This is a genomic window from Streptomyces sp. NPDC056296, from assembly GCF_042268605.1.
Lineage (GTDB): Bacteria > Actinomycetota > Actinomycetes > Streptomycetales > Streptomycetaceae > Streptomyces.
Map to the genome: position 1 here is coordinate 65,403 of NZ_JBHJRX010000035.1, position 19,097 is coordinate 84,499.

Consider the following 19,097-nt stretch of genomic DNA (forward strand, 5'->3'; position numbering starts at 1 on the left):
ACGTCCTCGTGGGAGCGGGGGTGGGGGCGGGCGTTCGTGGCTATGCGCGCAGGGCTTCGACGGCCCGCGCGAGGGTCTGCGGCACATCGGGTACGAGGGTGTGCGCCCCGTCGCGTACGACGTGCCGTCCGCCCACGATCGTGTGCCGTACGTCCGCGGCCGTCGCGGCGAATACGGCCGTCTCGGCGCCGAGCCTGGGCAGCGGCCCCGCTGTTCTGACCGAGTCGAGAGCGACCGTGGTGAGGTCGGCGCGGGCCCCGGCCTCGATGGTCCCGACGTCGTCCCAGCCGAGGGCGGCATGGCCGTCGGCGGTGGCGGCGCGCAGCAGGGCGGCGGCGGTCCAGTGGCCGCGGGTGCGGGTGCGCAGGCGCTCGTTCAGCTCCATGGCGCGCGCCTCTTCGAGCAGGTCGACGACGGCGTGGCTGTCGGAGCCGAGGGAGAGCGGGGAGCCCGCCCGCTGGAGGGCGGCCACGGGGCCGATGCCGTCGGCGAGGTCGCGTTCCGTGGTGGGGCACATGCAGGTGCCGGTGCGGCTGCCGCCGAGCAGGGCGATGTCCTCGTCGGTGAGGTGGGTGTTGTGGACGCCGGTGGTGCGAGGTCCGAGCACGCCGTGGTCGGCGAGGAGCCGGGTGGGTGTGCGGCCGTGGGCGTCGCGGCAGGCGTCGTTCTCGGCCGTCTGCTCGGACAGGTGCACATGCAGCGGGGCCCGCCGCTCCTCGGCCCAGCGCGCCACGGTCGCCAACTGGTCGGCGGGCACGGCCCGTACGGAGTGGATCGCCGCCCCGATCCGTGCGTGATCCCGTTCCTTGAGAACTGAACAGCGTTCCGCCCAGGCGTCCGCCGTCCCGTCGGAGAAGCGGCGCTGGTGAGTGTTCGGGGGCTGCCCGAAGCCGGCGGACAGGTAGCAGGTGTCGAGGAGGGTGATGCGGATGCCGGCTTCGGCGGCGGCCTCGATGAGGGCCTCGCCCATCGCGTTGGGGTCGGCGTAGGGGGTGCCGCCGGGGGCGTGGTGGACGTAGTGGAACTCGCCGACGGTGGTGATGCCGGCGAGCGCCATCTCGGCGTACACCGCGCGGGCGAGGTCGTGGTACGTCTCGGGGGTCAGCCGGTCGGCGACGGAGTACATGACCTCGCGCCAGGTCCAGAAGGTGCCGGAGCCGACCTGGACGGTGCCGCGCAGGGCGCGGTGGAAGGCGTGCGAGTGGGCGTTCGCCAGGCCCGGGAGGGTCAGTCCGCGCAGGGGCTCCGCGCCCGGGGGCGGGGTGGGGACGTCCGTGCGGACGGCGGTGATGCGGCCGTCGCTCACCTCCACGGCGACGCCCGGCTCGACGTGGGTGCCGAGCCAGGCGTGCTCCAGCCAGTACGTCCGCTTGGTGGGGGTCACGTGCGGGCCAGCCCTTCCAGTACGTCGGCGAGTGCGCTCGCCCCGGCCACGCAGTCGTCCTCGGCGGCGTACTCGGCCGGGGAGTGCGAGACGCCGGTGGGGTTGCGCACGAACAGCATGGCGGTCGGGATGCGTCCGGAGAGGATTCCGGCGTCGTGTCCGGCGCCGGTGCCGAGGACGGGGATCCTGAGTTCCGTGGCGCTGCCGAGGAGGCGGGCGAGTTCGTCGCGCAGGGCGTGGTCGAACTCGACGACGGGGGTGAAGGACTCGCGTACGACGTCGAGGTCGACGCCGTGGGCGGCGGCGTACTCACGGGCGGCCTTCTCCACCCCGCCGACCACGGTGTCCAGGCTTTCCTGGTCGGCGGCGCGGGAGTCGAGCCAGCCGCGTACGAGGGACGGGATGGCGTTGACGCCGTTGGGCTCGACGGCGATCTTGCCGAAGGTGGCGACGGCACCGGCGAGTTCCGCCTCACGGCGGGCGGCGAGCACGGTCTCGGCGTAGGAGAGCATGGGGTCGCGCCGGTCGGCGAGGCGGGTGGTGCCGGCGTGGTTGGCCTCGCCCCGGAAGTCGAAGCGCCAGCGTCCGTGCGGCCAGATGGCGGACGCGATGCCGATCCGGTCGCCGGACAGGTCCAGGGCGCGGCCCTGTTCTACGTGGAGTTCGACGAAGGCGCCGATGCGGTCGAGCCGCTCGGGGTCGGGGCCGATGGCGTCCGGGTCGTACCCGGCGGCCTCCATGGCCCGCGGGAGCGTGACGCCGTCGCCGTCGGTGAGGCGGTGGGCCTGCTCGACGGTGAGCGCGCCCGCGGTGAGCCGGGAGCCGACGCAGGCGAGGCCGAAGCGGGCGCCCTCCTCGTCGCCGAAGTTGACGATGCCCAGCGGCCTGGTGAGCCGCGCTCCCCTCCCGCGCAGTTCGTCCAGGGCGGCGAAGGCGGAGACGACACCGAGAGGCCCGTCGAAGGCGCCGCCGTCGGGCACGGAGTCGAGGTGGGATCCGGTGACGACGGCGTTCCCGGCGGCAGGGTCACCGAGCCAGGCCCACTGGTTGCCGTTGCGGTCGGTCTCGTAGGTCAGCCCGCGTGCCTCGGCCTGCTCCCGGAACCAGGCCCGGCAGTCGCTGTCGGCGCCGGTCCAGGCGTAGCGGCGGTAGCCGCCGGAGGCGGAGCTGCGGCCGACCGGCAGCAGCTCCGCCCACATGCTGTGGAAGCTCACGCGTCGTCACCCTCGCGGGTCTCGGTGCCCTCGCGCGTCCCGTCGCCCTCGCGCATCGGCACCCGCACGTCCCGTTCGGCCGCCACCGACTCCGCGATGTCGTACCCGGCGTCGACGTGCCGGATGACGCCCATGCCGGGGTCGTTGGTGAGGACCCGGCGGATCTTCTCGCCGGCCAGCGCGGTGCCGTCGGCGACCGTGACCTGCCCGGCGTGGATGGAGCGGCCCATGCCGACGCCGCCGCCGTGGTGGAGGGAGACCCAGGAGGCGCCGGAGGCCACGTTGACCATGGCGTTGAGCAGGGGCCAGTCGGCGATGGCGTCGGAGCCGTCGAGCATGGCCTCGGTCTCGCGGTACGGGGAGGCGACGGAGCCGCAGTCGAGATGGTCGCGGCCGATGACGATCGGGGCGGACAGCTCGCCGCTCGCGACCATGTCGTTGAACCGCTCACCGGCCTTGTCGCGCTCGCCGTAGCCGAGCCAGCAGATGCGGGCGGGCAGGCCCTGGAAGTGGACGCGCTCGCCGGCCATCTTGATCCAGCGGGCCAGGGACGCGTTTTGAATGGACTCAGCCTCCGGGAAGAGGTCGAGGATCGCCTTGTCGGTCCTGGCGATGTCGGCGGGGTCGCCGGACAGGGCGGCCCACCGGAAGGGGCCCTTGCCCTCGCAGAAGAGGGGGCGGATGTAGGCGGGGACGAAGCCGGGGAAGGCGAAGGCCCGGTCGTATCCGGCGAGCTGGGCCTCGCCGCGGATGGAGTTGCCGTAGTCGAAGACCTCGGCGCCGGCGTCCTGGAAGCCGACCATGGCCTCGACGTGCCGGGCCATGGACTCGCGGGCACGGGTGGTGAAGCCGGCCGGGTCCTTGGCGGCGGCGTCGGCCATGTCCTCGAAGGCGATCCCGGTGGGCAGGTAGGCCAGCGGGTCGTGGGCCGAGGTCTGGTCGGTGACGATGTCGATCGGGGCGCCCATGGCGAGCAGCTGCGGGACCAGCTCGGCGGCGTTGCCGAGGACGCCGATGGACAGCGGCTTGCGCCGGTCGCGGGCCTCGGTGGCGAGCTGGAGGGCGTGGTCGAGGGAGTCGGCCTTCACGTCGAGGAAGCGGTGCTCGATGCGGCGGTCGATGGCGCGCGGGTCGCAGTCGACACAGATGGCGACGCCGTCGTTCATGGTGACCGCGAGGGGCTGGGCGCCGCCCATGCCGCCGAGGCCGGCGGTGAGGGTGATGGTCCCGGCGAGCGTGCCACCGAACTGCTTCGCGGCGACGGCGGCGAAGGTCTCGTAGGTGCCCTGGAGGATGCCCTGGGTGCCGATGTAGATCCAGGAGCCGGCCGTCATCTGCCCGTACATGGTGAGGCCGAGCTGCTCCAGGCGGCGGAACTCCTCCCAGTTCGCCCAGTCGCCGACGAGGTTGGAGTTGGCGATGAGGACGCGCGGGGCCCACTCGTGGGTCTGCATGACGCCGACCGGACGGCCCGACTGGACGAGCATCGTCTCGTCCTGCTTGAGGGTCTTCAGGGTGCGGACCATGGCGTCGAAGGAGCGCCAGTCGCGGGCGGCCTTGCCGGTGCCGCCGTAGACGACGAGCTTGTCGGGATGCTCGGCGACCTCGGGGTCGAGGTTGTTCTGCAGCATCCGCAGGGCGGCCTCCTGCTGCCAGCCCAGGGCACTCGGCGTCGTACCGCGTGGCGCTCGGACAGGACCAGGGGGCGGCCCGTAGGGCCTCGGTTGAGGGTGGTGGCGGGAGACGGGCGGGCGGGGTCCGGACATGGTCTGCCTCCTGGTGGCTTGCTCCCGGCGGATTGTTACTGCGAATATTCATATCCTCGCTTCGTGAATAGAACTAGTCAATACGTCCGTGTCCCGGCACGAAGGCGTCGCGGATGTTTGGCTGGATGTGTGGGGCAGGCAACGAGACAGGTCGACAGGCAACGAGGGGTCGGAGGATCACGTGAGTGACGGCACGGGCATGAGCGGTCGCCCCGGCGGCACGGGCACTGGCGGCTCCGACGCGGAGCGGGCGGCGCGGCGGGACGAGGCGGTGCGGGCGGCCGTGGAGCAGGGGCTGCTCGGAGCGGACGCCCCGATCGTCGGGCTGCTGGACGTGGCCGGGATACGGGAGTCGGCGGCGGCGCTGCGGGCCGCGTTCGAGGCGGTGACGGCACCCGGGACACCCGTGCTGCACGCCTTCGCGGTGAAGGCGACCCCGCTGGTCCCGGTGCTGCGTCTGCTGCACGAGGAGGGCATCGGCGCGGAGGTCGCGAGCCCGGGTGAGCTGGCGCTGGCACGGGCGGCGGGGGTGCCGCCGGAGCGGACGGTGCTGGACTCGCCCGCCAAGACGCCGGCCGAGCTGCGGGAGGCGCTGGCGCTGGGCATCGCGGTCAACGCGGACAACCCGCAGGAGCTGGACCGCCTCGACGGTCTGATGGCCGACGGGGCGAGCGACTCCACGAGCCGCTCCCCGCTGGGCATCCGGGTCAACCCCCAGGTCGGCGGGGGTTCCATCGAGGCACTGTCGACGGCGACGGCGACCTCGAAGTTCGGGGTGGCGCTGCGCGACGAGGGGGCGCGTGAGTGGGTGGTGCGGGCGTATCTGGACCGGCCGTGGCTGACCCGGCTGCACGCGCACACCGGGTCACAGGGCATCCCGTTGGCGCTGATGACCGAGGGCGTGGCCGAGACGTACGCGCTCGCCGAGGAGATCAACGAGCGGGCCGGGCGCCGGCAGGTCGACACGCTCGACATCGGCGGCGGGCTGCCGGTGAACTTCGCGTCGGACGAGACGACACCGACGTACGCCGAGTACGCGCGCGTGCTGCGCGAGGCGGTGCCGGGGCTGTTCGACGGGCGGTACGGGCTGGTCACCGAGTTCGGGCGGTCGCTGCTGGCCAAGCACGGCACGGTGGTGGCGCGCGTGGAGTACGCCAAGAGCGCCGGGGGACGGCCGGTCGCGGTGACACACGCGGGCGTGCAGGTCGCCACGCGGACGGTGTACGCGCCGGGGGCGTGGCCGCTGCGGATCGCCGTGTACGACGGCAAGGGGCTGCCGAAGGAGGGGCCCGCCGTGGTGCAGGACGTGGCCGGACCGGCGTGCTTCGCGGGGGACCTGCTGGCGACGGGGCGTGCGCTGCCGTTGCTGGAGCAGGGGGACTATGCGGCGGCGCTGGACACGGGGGCGTACTACTTCGCGCATCACTACGCGTACAACTCGCTCGCGCGTCCGGGGGTGTACGGGTTCGGGGCGGACGGTTCCGGGGGTGTCGCCTTCGCGACCGTGCGAGAGGCCCAGTCGGTGGCGGAGATCGTGTCGGAGGCGGGCGGCGCGCACGCGGACGCGCTGACGTCCCCGTCCGGGTCATGACGCGGCCAAAGTGACGCCCCAGGGGCGCGGGGAACTGCGCGACCAGCCACGACGCACGGGCACGGGCCCCGCCACCCGCACCGCCACCGGCACGGGCACGGGCACCGGCACCGGCACCGGCACCGGCACGGATACCCTCCGCATCACACCGGCGCCGCCGTCTTCCGCCTCGCCCCGCCGGGCGCGGCGTCGCCCGCCGCGATGCCCGTGCTGCGGTAGGCGCGGACGGCCTTGCCCGCCGGACGGCCGTTGTCGCCGGCGAGCCAGTCCACACGGACCCACAGGAGGGCTTCGCCGGCCTGTTCGCGGCGGCCGATCCAGGCGGACTTCAGCCACAGGCCGACGCCGCAGCCGGCCATCAGCAGTCCGGCGGCGGCGGGGACGGCGAAGGCGCTGCCCAGGGCGGCGAGAAAGGCGAGGAGCAGCCACCAGCGGTGGCCCCGGCGCCAGTTGCGCAGTGTCACCGCGCGGTCCTGGAGCACGTCGTGCTTGCCCGCGCGGTCGGCCGAGCGGGCCAGGGCGGTGTACCGCTTTCGGCGCACGGACGCGACGACCGCCGCCGCGACGATGAACAGCGCCGCGCCCGCCAGGACGCCGATCCGGCGTCCGGTCAGCCCCGGCACCAGTACTCCGATGCCCGCCGCGAGTACGCCCAGCCACCACAGCGGTGCCGCCCCCGCCCGTACGACGACGGCGATCCGAGCCAGCCCCTGTCCTCCGCGTGCCACGTCCGGCCTCCTGTCCCGTTCTGCTTCCCGCGATGCGTATCAAGGGTGTGAGGCGAGGCAGGTTAACGGGAGAAGGTGAGACGAATCTGAGAAGACGGCCGCCGGTGCCGGCGCCCGCGTCAGTCCACGAAGAGCCCCCGCACCGCCGCCTTCGTGTCGAACTCCTCCAGCCGGGCCTGGGCGTCCGGCAGGTCGTCGCACATGGCCTCCAGCAGCACCCGGCCGAGCAGCATCGGCGCGCAGGCGGTGTCGAAGGCGAGGCCGGTGCCGACGGCGGCCGGCAGCAGCAGGTCGGAGACCTTGGCGACCGGCGCGAAGGCGGAGTCGGCGACGGTCACCACCGTGAGCCCCGCCTCCTTGGCGTGGGCGAGCGTGTCGACGACCTCACGCGGATGGCGCGGCAGGGCGAAACAGAGCAGGGCGCTCGCGCCGGCCCGGACGGCGGCGTCGATGCGGTCGTGGACCATCGTGCCCCCCTCGTTCAGGAGCCGGACGTCCGGGTGGACCTTGGCGGCGAAGTAGGCGAAGCCGTGCGCCTGGGCCGCCGCCGCCCGCAGACCGAGGACGGGCAGGGGCCGGCTCCCGGCTAGGAGGCGGCCCGCCTCCCGCACCGGCCCGGGGTCGGCGAGCGCCTCCGCCAGATGGCGCAGGTTCTCGATCTCGGCCTCCACGGCCTGCTGGTACTCGTTGCAGGAGCCGGTGTCCGCCGCCGGCTCCGCGGGAGCGACCTCGCGCAGATGGCGGCGCAGCGCCGGGTACCCGTCGAAGCCGAGGGCGACGGCGAAGCGGGTCACGGACGGCTGGCTGACCCCGGCCAGCTCGGCGAGCTCCACGCTGGACAGGAAGGGCACCTCGGAGGCGCGCCGCACCATGCTGTGCGCGATGCGCCGCTGAGTCGGCGTCAGCCGGTGCCCCTCGAAGAGCGCCTGCAGCCGCACGGCCGGGCTGTCGGTCCCGCTGTTCCCGCTCATGACGTGCTCCCCCTCGCCGCTATTCACTGTCCCCGATTCCTGCATACCGTTATACAGCGAGGTGGCGGCCCGCACGACGCCGAGCGCCCCTCCCGGCCGCCCCAGCCGGAAGACGGGGGCTAACCCCAGTGCCGCCGACGCTCCGGCTGCCTACGGTGGGAGCCATGACGGGAATGGACGGGCGGGACACCGACCTCAAGAAGGAACTCGACGCCACTCTGCAGACCCGCAGGGAACTCGGCGAGGAGTACGAGTCCGCGCTGGTCGACTCGTTCCTGGAGAAGGTCGACCAGCGCATCGACGGAACGGTCGAGCGCCGAGTGCGCCGGCAGCTCGCCGAGCAGCAGATGGCGACGGCCCGGGACAGCCGGTCGCCGAGGCCCACGGACTCCTTCGGCGAGCGCTTCGGCTTCGGCATCGTCTCGCTGGTCCTCGCGGTCCCGCTGTCCGCGATCGGCGGCGGCGTCGCCGACCTCCCCGGACTGCTGGTCGCCTGGGCCGGCATCGTCGGGGTGAACGTCGTCCAGGCCGCCCGGACCAGCCCCGGTCTCTTCGGCCGGCGCCGGCGCGCCGACCAGGACGACACCTGGCAGGACTGAGAAAGGACTGCGCGGGGACCGCCGCACCCCCATCACTGGGGGGCGGGACGACGGCGGTCCCCGCGGGGACGCGCGGGTGCCGGGCCTCACGGCCGGGGCGGCGCGTCCGTGGCGTCCATGGAGGTCCGGGAGCCGCTCCGGAAGGTCCTTGACGCCGTTCGGTGCCGGCCGGGACGGGGAGCCTCCCCCAGTGCTCAACGCCTGGGAGGTACCCCCACCGCCCTGCCGACAACACCACTGTGCCGGGCCCGTGTTAAACGTGTGCTGCGCGAACGTGACGTGCGCGTACCACTTCCGCGAAGTCCGCGGAGATCATCGGACGCCCCAAATCCGGCCGCACGGCCGCTGGTTCACCCGGCGTTCACCGCCACTTCCCGCCACTTCCCGCCACTTCCCGCGGCTTCCCGCCACTTCCCGCCACTTCCCGCGGCTTCCCGCGGCTTCCCGCTACTCTCCCTCGGCTTCCCGCCGCCCCTCAACTCCCCGTTACTTCCCGCTCTTCGCGAGGAAGGACAGCAGGTCCTGACGGCTCACCACGCCGGTCGGCTTGCCCTCGACGAGGACGATCGCCGCGTCCGCGACGCCGAGCACCGACATCAGGTCCGCGACCGGCTCACCGGAACCGACCTGCGGCAGCGGCGCCGACACGTGCTTCTCCAGCGGGTCCTCCAGCGAGGCGCGCTTGGCGAACAGGGCGTCCAGCAGCTCGCGTTCCACGACCGAGCCGACGACCTCGGCGGCCATCACGTCCGGGTGACCGGCGCCGGGCTTGACGATCGGCATCTGCGAGACGCCGTACTCGCGCAGTACGTCGATGGCCTGGCCGACCGTCTCGTCCGGGTGCATGTGGACGAGGGAGGGGATGTGGCCGCCCTCCTTGTGGTTCAGGACGTCGGCGACGCGCGCGCTGGGGCCGGCGTCCTCCAGGAAGCCGTAGTCGGCCATCCACTCGTCGTTGAAGATCTTGCTGAGGTACCCGCGCCCGCTGTCCGGGAGGAGTACGACGACCACGTCGTCCTCACCGAGCCGCGCGGCGACCTCCAGCGCCGCGACGACCGCCATGCCGCAGGAGCCGCCCACCAGCAGACCCTCCTCCTTGGCGAGGCGGCGGGTCATCTGGAAGGAGTCCTTGTCGGACACGGGGACGATCTCGTCCGCGACGTTCCGGTCGTACGCCGTCGGCCAGAAGTCCTCACCGACGCCCTCGACGAGGTAGGGGCGCCCCGAGCCGCCGGAGTACACCGAGCCCTCGGGGTCGGCGCCGACCACCTTGACCGCGCCGTCGCTGATCTCCTTCAGGTACCGGCCGGTGCCGGAGATGGTGCCGCCGGTGCCGACGCCGGTGACGAAATGGGTGATCTTCCCCTCCGTCTGCTCCCACAGCTCGGGGCCGGTCGAGTGGTAGTGGGAGAGCGGGTTGTGCGGGTTGGAGTACTGGTCCGGCTTCCAGGCGCCCGGCGTCTCGCGGACCAGGCGGTCGGAGACGTTGTAGTAGGAGTCCGGGTGCTCGGGGTCGACCGCCGTCGGGCAGACGACCACCTCGGCGCCGTACGCGCGCAGCACGTTGATCTTGTCGGTGGACACCTTGTCAGGGCAGACGAAGATGCACTTGTAGCCCTTCTGCTGGGCCACGATCGCGAGACCCACGCCCGTGTTGCCGCTGGTCGGCTCGACGATCGTGCCGCCCGGCTGCAGGGCTCCGCTCTGCTCGGCGGCCTCGATCATGCGCAGGGCGATGCGGTCCTTCACCGAGCCGCCCGGGTTGAAGTACTCCACCTTGGCCAGGACGGTCGCCCTGATGCCCTTGGTCACGCTGTTGAGCCGCACCAGCGGGGTGTTGCCGACGAGGCTGATCATCGAGTCGTGGAAATGCACCGTGGTCTCCGGATGCTGCAAAAGATGTGGTCGTTATCGGTCCGGCCAGCCTATGGCCTGCCGGCCCGGCCCATACCCCGTGACGGTCGTTCACTCCCCGTTGAGATTGGGCGACCGTCCGTACGGGGCAAGCACTGGGTGTACGGGTTGGAGGAGGTGGCGGCGACGTATGACGAGCATGTCGAGGGCGAGGGTGGCCCGGCGGATCGCGGCCGGCGCGGCGTACGGCGGCGGCGGCATCGGGCTGGCCGGTGCGGCCACGGTCGGTCTGCTGCTGGCGGAGGTGCAGCTGGCCAAGCGCCGGGTGGGCATCGGCACACCCGACCGGGTACCGAACGCGCAGGGGCTGTACGGCGGCATTTCGCCGACGGTGGGTGAGCAGTCGCTGCGGCTGATGATGCTGGGCGACTCCACGGCCGCCGGGCAGGGCGTGCACCGGGCCGGGCAGACGCCGGGCGCACTGCTGGCGTCGGGGCTCGCGGCGGTGGCGGAGCGGCCGGTGGAACTGGGGTCGGTCGCGGCGCCCGGGGCCTGTTCGGACGACCTGGACCGGCAGGTGGCGCTGGTGCTCGCGGATCCGGGCCGGGTGCCCGACATCTGCGTGATCATGATCGGTGCGAACGACGTCACCCACCGGATGCCGGCGACCCGCTCGGTCCGGCACCTGTCGGGGGCGGTGCGGCGGCTGCGTACGGCCGGCGCGGAGGTGGTGGTCGGCACCTGCCCGGACCTGGGCACGATCGAGCGGGTGCGGCAGCCGCTGCGCTGGCTGGCCCGGCGAACGTCGCGGCAGCTGGCGGCGGCACAGACGATCGGCGTCGTGGAGCAGGGCGGACGCACGGTCTCGCTGGGTGATCTGCTGGGCCCGGAGTTCGCGCAGAACCCGCGGGAGCTGTTCGGCCCCGACAATTACCACCCCTCCGCCGAGGGGTACGCCACGGCCGCGATGGCGGTACTGCCGTCGGTGTGCGCCGCGCTCGGCCTGTGGCCGGCCGAGGAGGAGCGCCCCGACGCACTGCGCCGCGAGGGCTTCCTGCCGGTGGCCCGGGCGGCGGCGGAGGCCGCGTCGGAGGCGGGCACGGAGGTCGCGGCGGCGATGCCTACGGGGCCGCGGGGACCTTGGGCGCTGCTCAAGCGCCGGCGGCGGAGGCGGGTGGCGGAGACGGAACCGGCGACGTCGGCGCAGCCGAGGTAGAGGGGCGTGGCACTCACCGGCGCTTGCGGGGTGCCGCTGCGCCCACCCGTGCCGCCCCAGCGGCACGATTGCCCGCAGCTACGACGGTGCCAAGCAAGCGCTTAGAAAGTTGCGGCCCATGTCACACACCCAGACCCGTGACCCAGGCCATACGTCCGGGTAACTTCCCAACCAGCCGCCTCATCCCCGCGACGCCACTGGAGCCGTGATGCCCGAAGCCGTGATCGTCTCAGCCACCCGCTCCCCCATCGGCCGCGCCTTCAAGGGCTCCCTCAAGGACCTGCGTCCCGACGACCTCGCCGCCACGATCATCCAGGCCGCTCTCGCCAAGGTCCCCGAGCTGGACCCCAGGGACATCGACGACCTGATGCTCGGCTGCGGCCTGCCCGGCGGCGAGCAGGGCAACAACCTCGGCCGGATCGTCGCCGTCGAGATGGGCATGGACCACCTGCCCGGCTGCACCGTCACCCGGTACTGCTCCTCGTCCCTGCAGACCTCCCGCATGGCCCTGCACGCCATCAAGGCCGGCGAGGGCGACGTCTTCATCTCGGCCGGTGTCGAGATGGTCTCCCGGTTCGCCAAGGGCAACTCCGACAGCCTGCCGGACACGCGCAACCCGATCTTCGCCGAGGCCGAGGCCCGTACCGCCGAGGTCGCCCAGCAGGAGGGCACCACCTGGCACGACCCGCGCGAGGACGGCCTGGTCCCCGACCCGTACATCGCGATGGGCCAGACCGCCGAGAACCTCGCCCGCGCCAAGGGCATCACCCGGCAGGACATGGACGAGTTCGGCGTCCGCTCGCAGAACCTCGCCGAGGAAGCCATCAAGAACGGCTTCTGGGAGCGCGAGATCACCCCGGTGACCCTCCCCGACGGCACGGTCGTCGCCAAGGACGACGGCCCCCGCGCCGGCGTCACCCTGGAGGGCGTCCAGGGCCTCAAGCCCGTCTTCCGCCCCGACGGCCTGGTCACCGCCGGCAACTGCTGCCCGCTCAACGACGGCGCCGCCGCCCTCGTGATCATGAGCGACACCAAGGCCCGCGAGCTGGGCCTGACCCCGCTCGCCCGCATCGTCTCCACCGGTGTCTCCGGCCTCTCCCCCGAGATCATGGGCCTGGGCCCGGTCGAGGCGAGCAAGCAGGCGCTGTCGCGCGCCGGGCTGACCATCGACGACATCGACCTGGTCGAGATCAACGAGGCGTTCGCCGCACAGGTCATCCCCTCCTACCGCGACCTCGGCATCCCGCTGGAGAAGCTGAACGTCAACGGCGGCGCCATCGCCGTCGGCCACCCCTTCGGCATGACCGGCGCCCGCATCACCGGCACGCTGATCAACTCCCTCCAGACGCACGACAAGCAGTTCGGCCTGGAGACCATGTGCGTCGGCGGCGGCCAGGGCATGGCCATGGTCATCGAGCGCCTGAGCTGACCGGAACACCGCTGCTGAAAGACGGTCAGTAGCGCCTGGGAGACCCAGCGTGACACCACGGCCCGGAACCCCGTTCACCCCAGGGTTCTGGGCCGTTTTGTGACCCAATCTCCCTCAGGATGTGACCTACCTCTCTCTCCCCCTTGATTTACGCAGGTCAGACCAGCCACACCCCTACCTTCCGGGCCCAAAGTCCTGTCCGTTTCGTGACGTTACGCACTGACAGGCGGTTAGTCCTCCCTTCAAGCTGATGTAGGAAGTCGGGGGTCGACTTTGAACCGGGAGTACGTCAGTGAGCGCCATGCCGATCGCCCTGCTGCTCACCACGGCCGCCACCGGCGCCGTGGGCGTCGCCGTCCTGCGCAGCATTCTGGTGCTGCGCCGACAGGTGGCGGCGCTGCGCACCGAGCTGGCCGAGAGCCGCGCCGCCGCCACGCGCGGCCGCGTGCCCGCCGCCCGCACCACCGCCGACGCCGAGGAGATACGCGCCGCCGTCGCGGACGCGCTCGCCGAGGAGCGCGAGCGCGAGCTCGCCGAGGCGCGGGCCTTCTGGGCCGCCCAGGAGTCCCGGGACGCCTCCGACGCGCCCCTGCTGCTCGGCCTGTCCGACAGTGAGCTGTTCCTGCCCCGCCAGGCCGATTTCGTGGGCCTGGAGCCCGTGGTCGAGCCGGGCGCGGACACCGACGAACCGTCCGCGATGGACGCGGGCCCCAGGGAGTCCGCCGAGCTGGCCGCCGCCCGCCGCCGGCACCCCTCGCACCCGGACTTCGTGCCGAACCCGTCGCCGGCCGTGGGCGACCACGAGCGCACCGTCGCCACTCTCGAGGAGCTGGCCGAGTCGAGCGTCGCGCTGGCGGACGTCCGCCCGGGCCCGCTGGGCACGCTCGACGTGTACGTCTTCGCCGACGGCACCACGCTGTGCATGACCCCTGGCCACCGCGAGACCGCGGAGCGCCTGGCCGCCGCGCTGGGCGCGGGCAAGACGCCGTACCTGCTCGGCGGCTCGGGGATCTCCGGCGCCTACACGCTGACCTTCGCCTGCGGCGAGGAGAACGTGTACATCCTGGCGGACCGCGTCATCGCGTCCCTCTAGTCACTTCCCCGACCAGTCGCTTCCCGGTCCAGTCACTTCCCCGACCAGTCGCTTCCCGGTCCAGTCGCTTCCCGGTCCAGTCGCTTCCCGGTCCAGTCGCTTCCCCGTCTTTTCCGGAGTGTCAGACCCCGGCCCGCTTGCGGGCCTCCTCCACCAGTCCCACCGCTTCCTCCACCTGGCCCTCGTCACTCAGCACGAGGGCCAAGTCGTGTGCGGCGACGGCGATCTGGTCGGCGGCGGCGAACATCCCCGCGTCCGGCATCTCCCGCGGCTCGGTCCCCGGTTCCTCCACGAGCTGGGCGCGCCGAGCCAGCTCCCTGGCCAGCTCCAGCGCCTCGGCGGCGGCCCCGCGTTGCAGTCTGCTCTGCGGGGCGGCCCGCAACCGGTCGGCGAAGTCGTCCACGGCACGGGTCAAAGGCGTCGTATCAACCACGGCGCGAGCGTACGCGCCCCTCCGGGACTGTTGCCAACGGGCGAACGCTCAGGCACGGTGACCTGAAGGACCGGCTTACATCCCCTTTCGCCCGGAGGCGCCGATGTCCCAAGTCTTCTCCGAGGAGACCCATCGCAACATGCTCGCCCGCATCCCTCACTGCACCGGTCGTGAGATCTCCGACTGGCTGCGCACCGTCGAGGACGGCCCCTCCCTCTTCCGCTTCGAGGAGAAGGTCAGCTGGCTTCGCCACGAACACGACCTCGCGTACGGCCACGCGAAGGCGATCATCCACGAGTACGACCTGAGAAGGGCCGCGCGCAAGCTGCGCTGAGCGCGCGCCGCCGCCACGACGACGAAGGGCCCCGGGCACAAGCCCGGGGCCCTTCCTCACCAGCGGCTACGCGTTCTCGCCGCTAGTCGTTGCTGTTCAGGATGGCGATCAGCCGCAGGAACTCCAGGTACAGCCACACCAGTGTCAGCGTGAGGCCGAAGGCGGCGAACCAGGCCTCCTCGCGCGGGGCGCCGTAGGCCAGGCCGTCCTCGACCTGCTTGAAGTCCATGGCCAGGAAGCAGGCGCCGAGGATGATGCCGACGATGCCGAAGACGACACCGAGCGTGCCGCTGCGGAAGCCGAGGCCGTCACCGCCACCGAAGACGGCGAACAGCAGGTTCACCATCATCAGGAAGACGAAGCCGAGCGCGGCCGCCATCACGAAGCCGTAGAAGCGGCGGTTGACGCGGATCCAGCCGGCCTTGTACGCGATCAGCACACCGGCGAAGACCGCCATCGTGCCGATCACGGCCTGCATGGCCGCGCCGTCCGCGATGCGGTTGTCGACGACGCTGGAGATGACGCCGAGGAAGACACCCTCGAACGCCGCGTACGTCAGGATCAGCGCGGGCGTGGGCTTGCGCTTGAAGGACTGCACGAGCGCCAGGACCATGCCGACCACCGCGGCACCGATACCGATGCCGATGGAACGGCCGATATTGGCGTCGTCCACGGGCAGCAGCGCCCACGCGAGCGCGGCCGTCACCACGAGCACACCGAGCGTGCTCGCCGTACGGATGACGACGTCGTCCATCGTCATCCGGCCGGTGGTGGCCGGCGCCTGCGGCGGCGCGCCCTGCTGCAGATCCTGCTGGGCGTACGGGTTCTGGGCGTACGGGTTCTGCGCGTACGGGTCGCCGGCGGGCTGGGCGTACGGGTTGCCCTGCGTGCCCTGCGCGTACGGGCTGCCCTGGGTGGCGACGGCGGGGCCCCCGGCCTGCGGCGCGGCGTTGAAGCCCGCGTGGCCGTTGTCGCGGCTGAACCCCCGTCGCGAGAAGACCGGGTTTCTGCTCCTCATTTCACTCCTCCATGGCCACACGACGCAGCCTTGGCTCAAGAGTAATAGAACGGCAAAGGAATGACCCTACTGCTTGGGGAGGATCTTTCCCTGCTCCTGCCGGACAACACGCTACGCGGATCCGTGATTCCCCTCACCGGCGGGGCAGGCGCGCGGCCGGGTGCCCGTTCACCCGATCGGGAAACCGGTGTAGGCCTCGGCGAGGTCGGTCTCGGCGGCGCGGGAGGAGGCGATCCGGTCGAGGCGGGCCAGCTGGAGCCGGTTCTCGAAGGGCGTGGCGTCTGGAGCGGGGTGCAGGAGGGTCGTCATGTCGTACGAGAACCGCTCGGCCTGCCAGACCCGGCGCAGGCAGGTCGCGGAGTAGGCGTCGAGGAGTTCCTCGGAGCCGGTCCCGGTGCGGTGGGCCAGGGCCCGCGCGAAGGTGACGACGTCCCCGACGGCGAGGTTGAGGCCCTTGGCCCCGGTGGGCGGCACGATGTGCGCGGCGTCGCCGGCCAGGAAGAGGCGGCCGTGCCGCATCGGCTCGTGGACGTAGGAGCGCATGGGGGTGACCGACTTCTGGGTGATCGGGCCCCGGTTCAGGACCCAGTCGTCGTCGGTCTCGAAGCGGCGTTCCAGCTCGGCCCAGATCTCCTCGTCGCTCCAGCTCTCGGCGTCCGTGTCCGCGGGCACCTGGAGGTAGAGGCGGGAGACGGACGGGGAGCGCATGGAGAGCAGGGCGAAGCCGCGGTCGTGGCGGGCGTAGACCAGCTCGTCGTGCGAGGGGGCGACGTCGGCGAGGATGCCGAGCCAGCCGAAGGGGTACGTCCGCTCGAAGGTGCGGACCGGTCCGGCCGGGAAGGCCCCCCGGGCCACCCCCCAGAAGCCGTCGCACCCGACGACGTAGTCGCACTCCAGGACGTCCTCGGCACCCCCCTGCCGGAAGCGGACGCGCGGACGGTCGGTCTCGGCGCCCTCCACGGCCAGCGCCTCGGCCTCGAACAGCAGCGGGCCGCCCTCCTTGAGCTGGAGGGCGATGAGGTTCTTGCAGACCTCGGTCTGGGCGTAGACCATGACGGACTTGCCGCCGGTGAGGGCGGGGAAGTCGACGCGATGACGCCGCTTCGCGAACCGCAGCTCGATGCCGTCGTGGGGCAACCCCTCCCGGTCCATCCGCTCCCCGGCCCCGGCCGCGCGCAGGACGTCCACGGTGCCCTGCTCCAGGATTCCGGCGCGCTGCCGCCGCTCGACGTAGGCGCGGTCGCGGCTCTCCAGGACGACCGAGTCGATCCCGGCGTTGTGCAGCAGCCGGGCGAGGAGGAGTCCGGCGGGGCCGGCCCCGATGATGCCGACGGTGGTGCGCATCGGTCGTTCCCTTCTCTTGGCGTCGTTGCCATGAGGATGTTCATTGCTGTTCGCGTAGTGAAAATTCTTTCACCGATTGCTGGGAGGAGTTTCCGGCCGCGCGCACGCCGCTGTCAACGGTTCGAGGGAAGTTCCGGAGGATCGACGGCGTCGGAGGCGACAGGTACTGCTGCACGCCGGGCGCACCGGAATAGGCGGGGGCTTGCCTCGCGGGCACTAATCGCCCTGCCGCTCGTCCTCACCGGCCCGCTCGGCAACGAATGACCCCCGGCCCCACTCGGTCCGAACGAGCCCACGCTCCCGGAGTACCCGCACTGCCCGCCGAGCGGTCTCCCGAGCTACGCCATGCCGCTCACACAACTCGACTTCGGATGGAACGCGGTCACCCGGCCCGAGCTTGCCCGCGCTGATATCGGCGGTGAGCGCATCCAGTACTCGCATATATGGCGCGTACGGGGCCTGGGGGTCGCTCGGACTCTGTGACATGGGGAGAGCGTAGACAACGGGCCAATCCCTGGACGACTTAGGCGAGCAGATGACTTAGACGGGTAGACGAGTTAGGCGAGTTAGACGAGTTGGCTTAGTGTGACTCTCCGAACACGAAAGCGCCCCGAGCGGACCGATTAGGCCCGGTCCGCTCGGGGCTCCGCCGAGACAGCTAGTAGGAGCTGACTGACGTATGCGCGATGCTATCGCCCGTGCCCTTTTCTGGGTGCTCTCCGTCCTCGCCCCTCGCCGGCCAGGACGCCACAGCGCAGAATTCCTCGCTGCGCAGACGGCCGAGCCCGAGCCGGTCCCCGCGTCGCCCTGGTCCCGTCCGTGGACCGCTCCGTCATCGCAGGAAGTCCGGGCCGTCTTCCGAGACACACGGGCGCAAGCGCTGCCCGCCCTGCAGCGCGAACGGCTCTGGGCCGCCGAGTTCGCCGCGCTCGGCGTGGACTACGACTATCCGACCGTGCCGCTTGGCAGTCTCGTAAAGCGAGAGCGGGTGGCCGCATGAGTCCCGAAGGTCTGACCAACGAGCCCACCATGACGGTGGCACAGTGCATCAAGTGCCACACGCTCACGAACGCGCCCGTGGCCGTGCGCTGGGCTCGGAGCGACAGCGGCCCCGGAACGACCCTGTGGGCATGTCCCACCCATGCCCCGGAGCTCAGTCCCGGCCCGATGCCCGGAGAGCTGGAGTCGGGCGCGCAGGCCTGACGCGGACCTCTGTCGAGCCTGCCAGGACGCCAGGCCAGGGGCGAGCGAGCGCCCCTGGCCACCCGAGGCAACGAGCTTGGCCACCTGAGCGCGACAACATCAGGGACGGTTCAATCAACGACGACCGTCGCGTTACCCGCCAGGGCGGGTATATCGAGCACATCCGAACCGAAGGTCACATGGTGTCACCTTCGGGCGCCCGCATTACGGCGGCTGCCAGACAAGCGGCGCTGGGACGTCTGCTCGGTTCGGGGCACAGCGCTGTCGCCAGCACCCTTTGCAGCGTCGGCCACACCGAGGCCGGGCGAAGCGGAAGACGGCCCGAGCCGACCTCCTCGCGCAACTGGGCTGCCCGCAAGCCTGCCGGGTCGACACCGGCGGCAGCGTAGTCGAGTGGCCAGTCGCCCGTGACCGCCCACCACAGGGAAGCCGCGAGGGCGTAGACCTCCGCTGCCCGGCTCGTGGTCACCGGCCGCGCCCCGGCTTCGACGGCCGCCGCCAACTCCGGAGCCAGCAGGTGAGGCATACCGCCGCGGAACAGCGTGGACGGGAACAGTCGTGTCGGGTGCCACGCCCAAGAGCAGTCGATGAGGGCGACGCCCCGTCCGGTGTGGATGGCGTGGCCGGGCTGGAGATCGCCGTGCACCCAGCCCGCCGCGTGCAGTTTGCCGACCGCCGCGCACACGTCTGCGACGTATCGCCGGGCCAAACTGAGGTCCCCACCACCCGCACGGACGTCGAGGAGCAACTCCCAGGTCGACGGTCCGTCGTACCAGGGAGCCACCATCCATGCCGCTGTCTCACTGCGCCCGTGTGCCAGGAGGCCGCCCCGGTCCATGGCTTGTAGGGCAGCCGCCTCGCGTGCGGTGATCACCCGTCCTTCCGAGTCGGTCCCCACCTTCACGGCAACCGTCCGGAGC

At 72.0% G+C, this 19,097-nt stretch carries 18 protein-coding genes; 7 read left to right on the forward strand and 11 right to left on the reverse strand.

Features of this window, described 5'->3' with window-relative positions:
- Positions 1 to 40: 40 nt before the first annotated feature.
- The 3 genes from ACFCZF_RS24995 to hutU are packed head-to-tail and all read right to left on the reverse strand — an operon-like array spanning position 41 to position 4,364.
- Positions 41 to 1,384, reverse strand: coding sequence for a formimidoylglutamate deiminase (locus ACFCZF_RS24995; RefSeq protein ID WP_376673553.1), 1,344 nt, complete (start codon positions 1,382 to 1,384; stop codon positions 41 to 43).
- On the reverse strand, positions 1,381 to 2,598 hold the full coding sequence (locus ACFCZF_RS25000; RefSeq protein WP_376673554.1) for an allantoate amidohydrolase: 1,218 nt from the start codon (positions 2,596 to 2,598) through the stop codon (positions 1,381 to 1,383). The genes ACFCZF_RS24995 and ACFCZF_RS25000 overlap by 4 nt, the downstream gene beginning before the upstream one ends.
- Positions 2,595 to 4,364, reverse strand: coding sequence for a urocanate hydratase (hutU, locus tag ACFCZF_RS25005; RefSeq protein ID WP_376673555.1), 1,770 nt, complete (start codon positions 4,362 to 4,364; stop codon positions 2,595 to 2,597). The genes ACFCZF_RS25000 and hutU overlap by 4 nt, the downstream gene beginning before the upstream one ends.
- Positions 4,365 to 4,563: 199 nt before the next feature.
- Between hutU and ACFCZF_RS25010 the strand changes: the two genes are divergently transcribed.
- Entirely contained in the window at positions 4,564 to 5,955 is a 1,392-nt protein-coding gene (locus ACFCZF_RS25010; RefSeq protein WP_376673579.1) for a diaminopimelate decarboxylase, read from the forward strand.
- A gap of 143 nt (positions 5,956 to 6,098) precedes the next feature.
- Here the strand turns inward: ACFCZF_RS25010 and ACFCZF_RS25015 are convergent, their stop codons facing one another.
- Both ACFCZF_RS25015 and ACFCZF_RS25020 read right to left on the reverse strand, forming a co-directional pair.
- Positions 6,099 to 6,683: a hypothetical protein gene (locus ACFCZF_RS25015; RefSeq protein ID WP_376673556.1), complete on the reverse strand. Its 585-nt coding sequence runs from the start codon at positions 6,681 to 6,683 to the stop codon at positions 6,099 to 6,101.
- A gap of 119 nt (positions 6,684 to 6,802) precedes the next feature.
- Positions 6,803 to 7,654 (reverse strand): MurR/RpiR family transcriptional regulator, encoded by an 852-nt coding sequence (locus tag ACFCZF_RS25020; protein ID WP_376673557.1) that lies wholly within the window; start codon positions 7,652 to 7,654, stop codon positions 6,803 to 6,805.
- Positions 7,655 to 7,827: 173 nt separating this feature from the next.
- Between ACFCZF_RS25020 and ACFCZF_RS25025 the strand changes: the two genes are divergently transcribed.
- Entirely contained in the window at positions 7,828 to 8,253 is a 426-nt protein-coding gene (locus ACFCZF_RS25025) for a hypothetical protein (RefSeq protein ID WP_376673580.1), read from the forward strand.
- A gap of 486 nt (positions 8,254 to 8,739) precedes the next feature.
- Here ACFCZF_RS25025 and ACFCZF_RS25030 read toward each other — a convergent pair whose 3' ends face one another.
- Complete coding sequence (locus ACFCZF_RS25030) at positions 8,740 to 10,128, reverse strand: cystathionine beta-synthase (RefSeq protein ID WP_376673558.1); 1,389 nt, start codon at positions 10,126 to 10,128, stop codon at positions 8,740 to 8,742.
- Positions 10,129 to 10,297: 169 nt separating this feature from the next.
- Between ACFCZF_RS25030 and ACFCZF_RS25035 the strand changes: the two genes are divergently transcribed.
- The 3 genes from ACFCZF_RS25035 to ACFCZF_RS25045 all read left to right on the forward strand — a co-directional run bounded on the left by ACFCZF_RS25035 (position 10,298) and on the right by ACFCZF_RS25045 (position 13,845).
- The gene (locus tag ACFCZF_RS25035) at positions 10,298 to 11,323 is read left to right on the forward strand and encodes an SGNH/GDSL hydrolase family protein (RefSeq protein WP_375908982.1); all 1,026 of its coding nucleotides are present in this window, start codon (positions 10,298 to 10,300) and stop codon (positions 11,321 to 11,323) included.
- A 208-nt stretch (positions 11,324 to 11,531) separates the two neighbouring features.
- The gene (locus ACFCZF_RS25040) at positions 11,532 to 12,752 is read left to right on the forward strand and encodes an acetyl-CoA C-acetyltransferase (RefSeq protein ID WP_376673559.1); all 1,221 of its coding nucleotides are present in this window, start codon (positions 11,532 to 11,534) and stop codon (positions 12,750 to 12,752) included.
- A gap of 292 nt (positions 12,753 to 13,044) precedes the next feature.
- Entirely contained in the window at positions 13,045 to 13,845 is an 801-nt protein-coding gene (locus tag ACFCZF_RS25045; RefSeq protein WP_375908976.1) for a hypothetical protein, read from the forward strand.
- A gap of 121 nt (positions 13,846 to 13,966) precedes the next feature.
- Here ACFCZF_RS25045 and ACFCZF_RS25050 read toward each other — a convergent pair whose 3' ends face one another.
- Positions 13,967 to 14,248 carry a hypothetical protein gene (locus tag ACFCZF_RS25050; protein ID WP_375909125.1) on the reverse strand — a complete coding sequence of 94 codons (282 nt, stop codon included), beginning with the start codon at positions 14,246 to 14,248 and terminating at the stop codon, positions 13,967 to 13,969.
- 133 nt (positions 14,249 to 14,381) lie between these two features.
- On the opposite strand from ACFCZF_RS25050, the gene ACFCZF_RS25055 reads away from it, so the two are divergent.
- Complete coding sequence (locus ACFCZF_RS25055) at positions 14,382 to 14,612, forward strand: DUF4287 domain-containing protein (RefSeq protein WP_055417294.1); 231 nt, start codon at positions 14,382 to 14,384, stop codon at positions 14,610 to 14,612.
- Between the two features lie 82 nt (positions 14,613 to 14,694).
- On the opposite strand, the gene ACFCZF_RS25060 is transcribed toward ACFCZF_RS25055, so the two are convergent.
- The 3 genes from ACFCZF_RS25060 to ACFCZF_RS25070 all read right to left on the reverse strand — a co-directional run bounded on the left by ACFCZF_RS25060 (position 14,695) and on the right by ACFCZF_RS25070 (position 17,460).
- A complete protein-coding gene (locus ACFCZF_RS25060; RefSeq protein WP_376673560.1) occupies positions 14,695 to 15,630 on the reverse strand; it encodes a Bax inhibitor-1/YccA family protein in 936 nt (311 codons plus the stop codon).
- A gap of 168 nt (positions 15,631 to 15,798) precedes the next feature.
- Positions 15,799 to 16,974: a 4-hydroxybenzoate 3-monooxygenase gene (locus ACFCZF_RS25065; RefSeq protein WP_376673561.1), complete on the reverse strand. Its 1,176-nt coding sequence runs from the start codon at positions 16,972 to 16,974 to the stop codon at positions 15,799 to 15,801.
- Between the two features lie 216 nt (positions 16,975 to 17,190).
- Positions 17,191 to 17,460, reverse strand: a complete 270-nt coding sequence (locus ACFCZF_RS25070) for a GntR family transcriptional regulator (RefSeq protein ID WP_376673562.1) — start codon at positions 17,458 to 17,460, stop codon at positions 17,191 to 17,193.
- Positions 17,461 to 17,970: 510 nt separating this feature from the next.
- On the opposite strand from ACFCZF_RS25070, the gene ACFCZF_RS25075 reads away from it, so the two are divergent.
- Entirely contained in the window at positions 17,971 to 18,177 is a 207-nt protein-coding gene (locus ACFCZF_RS25075) for a hypothetical protein (protein WP_376673563.1), read from the forward strand.
- Between the two features lie 175 nt (positions 18,178 to 18,352).
- On the opposite strand, the gene ACFCZF_RS25080 is transcribed toward ACFCZF_RS25075, so the two are convergent.
- Entirely contained in the window at positions 18,353 to 19,051 is a 699-nt protein-coding gene (locus ACFCZF_RS25080) for a hypothetical protein (protein ID WP_376673564.1), read from the reverse strand.
- Positions 19,052 to 19,097: the final 46 nt, after the last annotated feature.

What these genes read in the sequence shown, in the direction of transcription:
- hutU (WP_376673555.1), bottom strand. Translation starts at nt 4,364, where the DNA reads ATGTCCGGACCCCGCCCGCCCGTCTCCCGCCACCACCCTCAACCGAGG.
- ACFCZF_RS25010 (WP_376673579.1), top strand. Translation starts at nt 4,564, where the DNA reads ATGAGCGGTCGCCCCGGCGGCACGGGCACTGGCGGCTCCGACGCGGAG.
- ACFCZF_RS25020 (WP_376673557.1), bottom strand. Translation starts at nt 7,654, where the DNA reads ATGAGCGGGAACAGCGGGACCGACAGCCCGGCCGTGCGGCTGCAGGCG.
- ACFCZF_RS25025 (WP_376673580.1), top strand. Translation starts at nt 7,828, where the DNA reads ATGGACGGGCGGGACACCGACCTCAAGAAGGAACTCGACGCCACTCTG.
- ACFCZF_RS25035 (WP_375908982.1), top strand. Translation starts at nt 10,298, where the DNA reads ATGACGAGCATGTCGAGGGCGAGGGTGGCCCGGCGGATCGCGGCCGGC.
- ACFCZF_RS25040 (WP_376673559.1), top strand. Translation starts at nt 11,532, where the DNA reads ATGCCCGAAGCCGTGATCGTCTCAGCCACCCGCTCCCCCATCGGCCGC.
- ACFCZF_RS25055 (WP_055417294.1), top strand. Translation starts at nt 14,382, where the DNA reads ATGTCCCAAGTCTTCTCCGAGGAGACCCATCGCAACATGCTCGCCCGC.
- ACFCZF_RS25060 (WP_376673560.1), bottom strand. Translation starts at nt 15,630, where the DNA reads ATGAGGAGCAGAAACCCGGTCTTCTCGCGACGGGGGTTCAGCCGCGAC.
- ACFCZF_RS25065 (WP_376673561.1), bottom strand. Translation starts at nt 16,974, where the DNA reads ATGCGCACCACCGTCGGCATCATCGGGGCCGGCCCCGCCGGACTCCTC.
- ACFCZF_RS25070 (WP_376673562.1), bottom strand. Translation starts at nt 17,460, where the DNA reads ATGTCACAGAGTCCGAGCGACCCCCAGGCCCCGTACGCGCCATATATG.
- ACFCZF_RS25075 (WP_376673563.1), top strand. Translation starts at nt 17,971, where the DNA reads ATGAGTCCCGAAGGTCTGACCAACGAGCCCACCATGACGGTGGCACAG.